The sequence below is a fragment of the Quadrisphaera sp. DVD1 genome, from assembly GCF_058932755.1.
Map to the genome: position 1 here is coordinate 1 of NZ_JBZYWI010000196.1, position 4,574 is coordinate 4,574.

At 77.7% G+C, this 4,574-nt stretch carries 6 protein-coding genes; 3 read left to right on the forward strand and 3 right to left on the reverse strand.

The features are described 5' to 3' along the window. The first annotated feature begins 39 nt into the window (after nucleotides 1-39). On the forward strand, nucleotides 40-891 hold the full coding sequence (locus tag AC5FZL_RS15565) for a CPBP family intramembrane glutamic endopeptidase (protein WP_493619793.1): 852 nt from the start codon (nucleotides 40-42) through the stop codon (nucleotides 889-891). On the opposite strand, the gene AC5FZL_RS15570 is transcribed toward AC5FZL_RS15565, so the two are convergent. Genes AC5FZL_RS15570 through AC5FZL_RS15580 form a run of 3 tightly spaced genes read right to left on the reverse strand, consistent with a single transcriptional unit; the run spans nucleotide 860 to nucleotide 2,655 of the window. Then, on the reverse strand, nucleotides 860-1,573 hold the full coding sequence (locus tag AC5FZL_RS15570) for a DUF998 domain-containing protein (RefSeq protein WP_493619794.1): 714 nt from the start codon (nucleotides 1,571-1,573) through the stop codon (nucleotides 860-862). The genes AC5FZL_RS15565 and AC5FZL_RS15570 overlap by 32 nt on opposite strands. 51 nt (nucleotides 1,574-1,624) lie before the next feature. After that, nucleotides 1,625-2,008, reverse strand: coding sequence for a DUF1801 domain-containing protein (locus AC5FZL_RS15575; RefSeq protein WP_493619795.1), 384 nt, complete (start codon nucleotides 2,006-2,008; stop codon nucleotides 1,625-1,627). Between the two features lie 38 nt (nucleotides 2,009-2,046). Then, the gene (locus tag AC5FZL_RS15580) at nucleotides 2,047-2,655 is read right to left on the reverse strand and encodes a uracil-DNA glycosylase family protein (protein ID WP_493619796.1); all 609 of its coding nucleotides are present in this window, start codon (nucleotides 2,653-2,655) and stop codon (nucleotides 2,047-2,049) included. 36 nt (nucleotides 2,656-2,691) lie between these two features. On the opposite strand from AC5FZL_RS15580, the gene AC5FZL_RS15585 reads away from it, so the two are divergent. Then, nucleotides 2,692-3,321, forward strand: a complete 630-nt coding sequence (locus tag AC5FZL_RS15585; RefSeq protein ID WP_493619797.1) for a hypothetical protein — start codon at nucleotides 2,692-2,694, stop codon at nucleotides 3,319-3,321. Between the two features lie 125 nt (nucleotides 3,322-3,446). After that, nucleotides 3,447-4,574 (forward strand): MFS transporter (locus AC5FZL_RS15590; RefSeq protein WP_493619798.1); only part of this gene is annotated, 1,128 nt, incomplete at its 3' end.

Sequence of the window (4,574 nt, forward strand, 5' to 3'; positions counted from 1 at the left end):
GTCGCGCCGGACCCGGCGCCCACCCCTCCAGGAGCTGTCATGACCGCCTCTCCCGCCTCTCCCGCCCCGCTCGCGGACCGCCGCACGCCGCGCCCCCCGCGCCCGCCACACCTCGCCGACCCGCCCGACCGGCGTCCGCTCGCGGTCTTCGCAGCCGTGGCCGTGCCCACCAGCTGGGTGCTGCTCTCCCTGCCGCTGCTGCTCGGGCTGCCGGTGGGGCCGTTCGTCCTCGCCACGCTCGTGCTCGGCCTGCTGCTGCCCGCGCTGGTGCTCACCGCCCGCGAGCAGGGCCGGGCCGGCGTCCGGGCCCTGCTGCGCGACGCGGTGCGCCCGCCGCGGCCGCCGGTCTGGGCCGCGGCCGCAGCGCTGGCCCTGCCGGCGCTGGTCTGGGCCGTCGGCGCCGTGGTCGGCGGCGCCGTGCCGCTCACGGCGTCGCTGCTCGTGGGGCTCGCCCTGCAGGTGGCCAGCAGCGTGGTCGTCGTCAACCTCTGGGAGGAGCTGGTCTGGACCGGCTTCGTCCAGCGCCGCGCGACCGCCCGCTGGGGCCTGGTGCGCGGGAGCACCGCCACCGCGGTGCTGTTCGCCGGGCTGCACCTGCCGCTGGCCCTCTCCGGAGCCGACACCCCCGCGGACGTGCTCGTCGGCGTGGCCGTCCTCCTCGCCACCGGTGTCGGGCTGCGGCTGGCGATCGCCGGGCTCGACGCCTGGAGCGGCCGGAGCCTGCTGGCCGTCGGCGTCCTGCACGCCACCTTCAACGCCAGCGCGGACCTGCTCGAGCCGTCCTGGGACGCCGTGCGCCTGCTCGTGACGGTCGGCGTCGGGCTGGTCGTCCTCGTCGTGCTGCGCCGTCAGGAGCGCGTCAGGGCGTCGCGGGCGAGCGCGGAGGCGTGAGCGCGCGCCGCCGCACGCCCAGCGCGAGCGCCACGACGCCACCGGCCCCGACCGCGGCGAGCAGCCGCTCGAGCAGCCCGCCGACCCCCGTGCCGGACAGGATTCCGGTGGCGACGAAGAGGGCGAGCACCGCGATGGTGACCCAGCGCGTCGGGCCCGCCCAGCCGCGCCAGGCGGGCAGCCGCCCCATCGCGGCGGAGAGGAAGAAGCCGGCGCCGACGAGCAGCACCAGCCCCACCGCGCTGAGGGTCGCGTCGAGCATCCCGCCGGCGTTGGCGACCTGGTCCGCTGCCGAGCAGCCGGGCTCCGCCCGCTGACACGCGAGGCGCTCGAAGGGCGAGAGCAGGTCGCCCAGGCCGAAGATGGACAGGGCCAGCAGCAGCGAGCCGACGCCGGCGCTCCACCCGGCCGGGCGCAGCGCCGGCCACAGCGACAGCCCGGCGAAGGCGATCGCCGCGGCCCCGCAGAGGGTGAGCACGACGACGAGGAGGCCGCCGCCCGGCGCCCCGACCGCGTACATGTCGCTGATGGAGTGGGCCAGCACGCTGTACCGCGGTCGCTGCCAGGTCGCGGCCAGCAGCCAGGTGAGCACGAAGACCACGTGCGCCACCGCCGCCACCAGCGCCCAGCGGCGGACGCCGCCCGCCGCACCCGGTGCTCCGGTCCTGCCCCGCTCAGCCATGTCGCGCTCCTGTCGCCCGCCGTCGTGGAGCAGGGTGCCCGACCCGGCGGCTCAGCCGGCGGAGGTGCGCGCGTGCGCGGCGGCGCGGCGCACGAGGTCGCCGACGGCCGCGACGTCGAGCGCGTCGCCCTGGCGGAGGTCGATCGAGCGCGAGCTCCTGGCGTCCAGGCCGTTGTTGAACAGGCCCGCGGGGTCCTCCAGCGCGGCGCCGGAGAAGAAGTTCAGCTTCACGTGCTGGGCGAAGACGCCGTACCCGCACACGAGGGGCTTCCCGGCCGACCACATGCCGGTGCTCCACTTCCACTGCTCGACGAGGTCGGGCTCGACCTCGCGCACCAGCGCCCGGAAGGCGCGGGCGAGGTCGCCGCGCCAGTCGGTGAGCCCGGCGAGCTGGGCGTCGATCCTCTGGCTGGCCTCGCTGGGCGTCGCGCTCACGTGCGCACGGTAGCGGCCGCGGGGGTGGTGCCGGCGGCTCAGCGCAGGGCGTCGGCGACGGAGGCGTAGGTGGCCGCGAGCCGCCGCAGCCGGCTCGCGCGGTGCTTGCTCAGGGCCTCGTCGTCGGTGCCGAACGTCCAGGGCTCGACGCGGACCCCCAGCAGCGCCGAGCGGTTGGCGCCCGCGAACGCGCTCCACACCGCCTCGGCGTCCTTGCCGTGCAGCACCACCGAGCGCAGGCGCGGCAGCAGGGGCACCAGCGCCTCCAGTGCCGCGCGCCCCGCCTTGACGTCGGGCGTGCTCAGCGGCTCCTCCCCCGCCACCGGGTACGGCGCGGCGCCCCAGGGCAGGACCAGCGCCGGGTCGATGCCCGCGCCCGTGACGAGCTGGGAGAGGCGCTCGGCGCCGGTGTCGTCGTCCTCGAGCGAGAGGAGACCGGTGGCGGCGGACGCCGGCCCGGGCGCGCGCAGCAGGGCCAGCACCCGGGCGCCGGTGCCTGCGGAGCACGGCGCCACGGCGGGGACCGGCCGGGGCGCGTGCTGGGCGCGCAGGCGCTCGACGACGGCGTTGAGGGGCTGCACGTGCTCGTCGGCGAGGTGCTCGAGCTGCTGGCTGCGGAACGCGGGGTCGCTCATGCGGCGGGGCACCGGGCCACCGTAGCGAGGAGCGGCGATCATGGGCCGGTGACGACGGGGCGACGAGCGCGGGTGGCGGTGGCCGCAGCGGCGGTGGCGCTCGCCCTGACCGGGTGCAGCGGCGGGGACGACGCGTCGCCGGAGCCCGCTCCGTCGTCCTCCACCCCCGCGCCGAGCGCCCCGACGGCGACGCCGGGCCCCTCGACCAGCGGTGCGTCGCAGGCGCTGCCCGCGGTCCTGCTCGAGGACGGCCTCGGCCTCGTCGACCCGCTCACCGGCTCGGTCTCGCGGGCGGTGCTCGGCGGGCCCGCCGACGCGGCGCTGACCGTGGGCCTGGCCGCCTTCGGCGTGCCGCCGGAGCCGGACCCGACGGCCTGCACCCTCGACGAGCGCGACTCCTGGGTGTGGCAGGACGGCCTCGTCGTCTACGCCCGCGACGGGCTGTTCATCGGCTGGACGGTGCGCCCGGGCTCGCCCGCCGCCACCCTGACGACGGTCACCGGGATCGGCATCGGCTCCACCGGCGCCGACCTCCAGGCGGCCCACGGCGTGCCGGTGGAGACCACGAGCCTGGGCGAGGAGTTCGCGATCGGCCAGCTCAGCGGCGTCCTGGACGCCGGCGGCGAGACGGGGCGGGTCACCGCCCTGTGGGGCGGGGACGGCTGCGTGGCCCGCTAGGCGTTCCGCTCGCCGGGAACATCCGGGGCGCGAGCGTGGTTCTCGCAAGGCTGCCCCGCGCCGGAGGCGGCCCATCGCCGGGGTGAGTGCCCGGCCTCTCGTCGTGCCCGAAGTGGATCCCTGCTGTGTCGTTCGCCCCGTACCGCCGCGTCCTCGCCCGTCCCGGCATCCCCGCGCTGCTGCTCATCACGCTGCTCGCGCGCCTGCCGATCACCGCGGCGCCGCTCGTGCTCACGCTGCACGTCGTCCTCGACCTCGACCGCGGCTTCGCCGCCGCCGGTCTCATCGGTGCCGCCTTCGCCGTCGGTGGGGCGCTGGGAGCACCGCTGCTCGGCCGCGGCATCGACCGGCTCGGCCTGCGCCCCGTCGTGGTGACGACGACCCTCGTCGAGGCCGCCTTCTGGCTGGCCGCTCCCGCGCTGGGCTTCAGCTCCCTGGTCGCGGCGGCGTTCACCGCGGGGCTGCTGGCGATCCCGGTGTTCTCCCTCAGCCGCCAGGCGCTGAGCGCCGCCGTGCCGCCGGAGGAGCGCCGGGCCGGCTTCTCGCTGGACTCCATGGGCGTGGAGCTGTCCTTCGCCGTCGGCCCCGCGGCGGGCATCGCCCTCATGACGGCGACCGGCGCCACCACCACCCTGCGCGCCGTCGCGGCGCTGATCCTCGTCTCCGGCGCCGCGCTGGTGGTCCTCGACCCGCCGGTCCACGGCGACGACCCCCGCCTGCCCGCGGCCGACCGGCTGGCACCGCCGGCGCCGGCGGTGGCCGGCGCGAGCCGGCCGCGCTGGCTGACCCGCCCGGTGGTGGCCCTGCTCGTCGTGACCTTCGCCTCGACGCTCACCGTGACCGGCACCGAGACCGCCATGACCGCGGTGATGACGTCCTTCGGCAGCGTCGAGCACCTGGGCCTGGTCCTCGCCCTGTGGTGCCTCGCCTCGCTCGTCGGCGGCTTCGTCTTCGGCGCCAGCCCGCGGCGTCCCCGGGCGGCGACCGTGCTGGCGCTGCTGGCCGTCACCGCCCTGCCGGCCGCCCTGGCGGGCTCGTGGACGGCGCTGGCGCTCCTCATCGTCCCGACGGGGCTGTTCTGCGCGCCCGTGATGTCGCTGACCGCCGAGGTGCTCACCCGCACCACCCCGCCGCAGGTGCGGGGCCTGGCCCTCGGCGTCCACAGCTCGGCGCTGACCGTCGGCAGCGCCGTGGGCGCCCCGCTGATCGGGCTCGTCGTCGACGCCGGCGACCCGCGGTGGGGCTTCGTCGCC

Excerpts from the sequence above, each read along its gene's own strand:
- AC5FZL_RS15565 (WP_493619793.1), top strand. The coding sequence starts at position 40 with ATGACCGCCTCTCCCGCCTCTCCCGCCCCGCTCGCGGACCGCCGCACG.
- AC5FZL_RS15570 (WP_493619794.1), bottom strand. The coding sequence starts at position 1,573 with ATGGCTGAGCGGGGCAGGACCGGAGCACCGGGTGCGGCGGGCGGCGTC.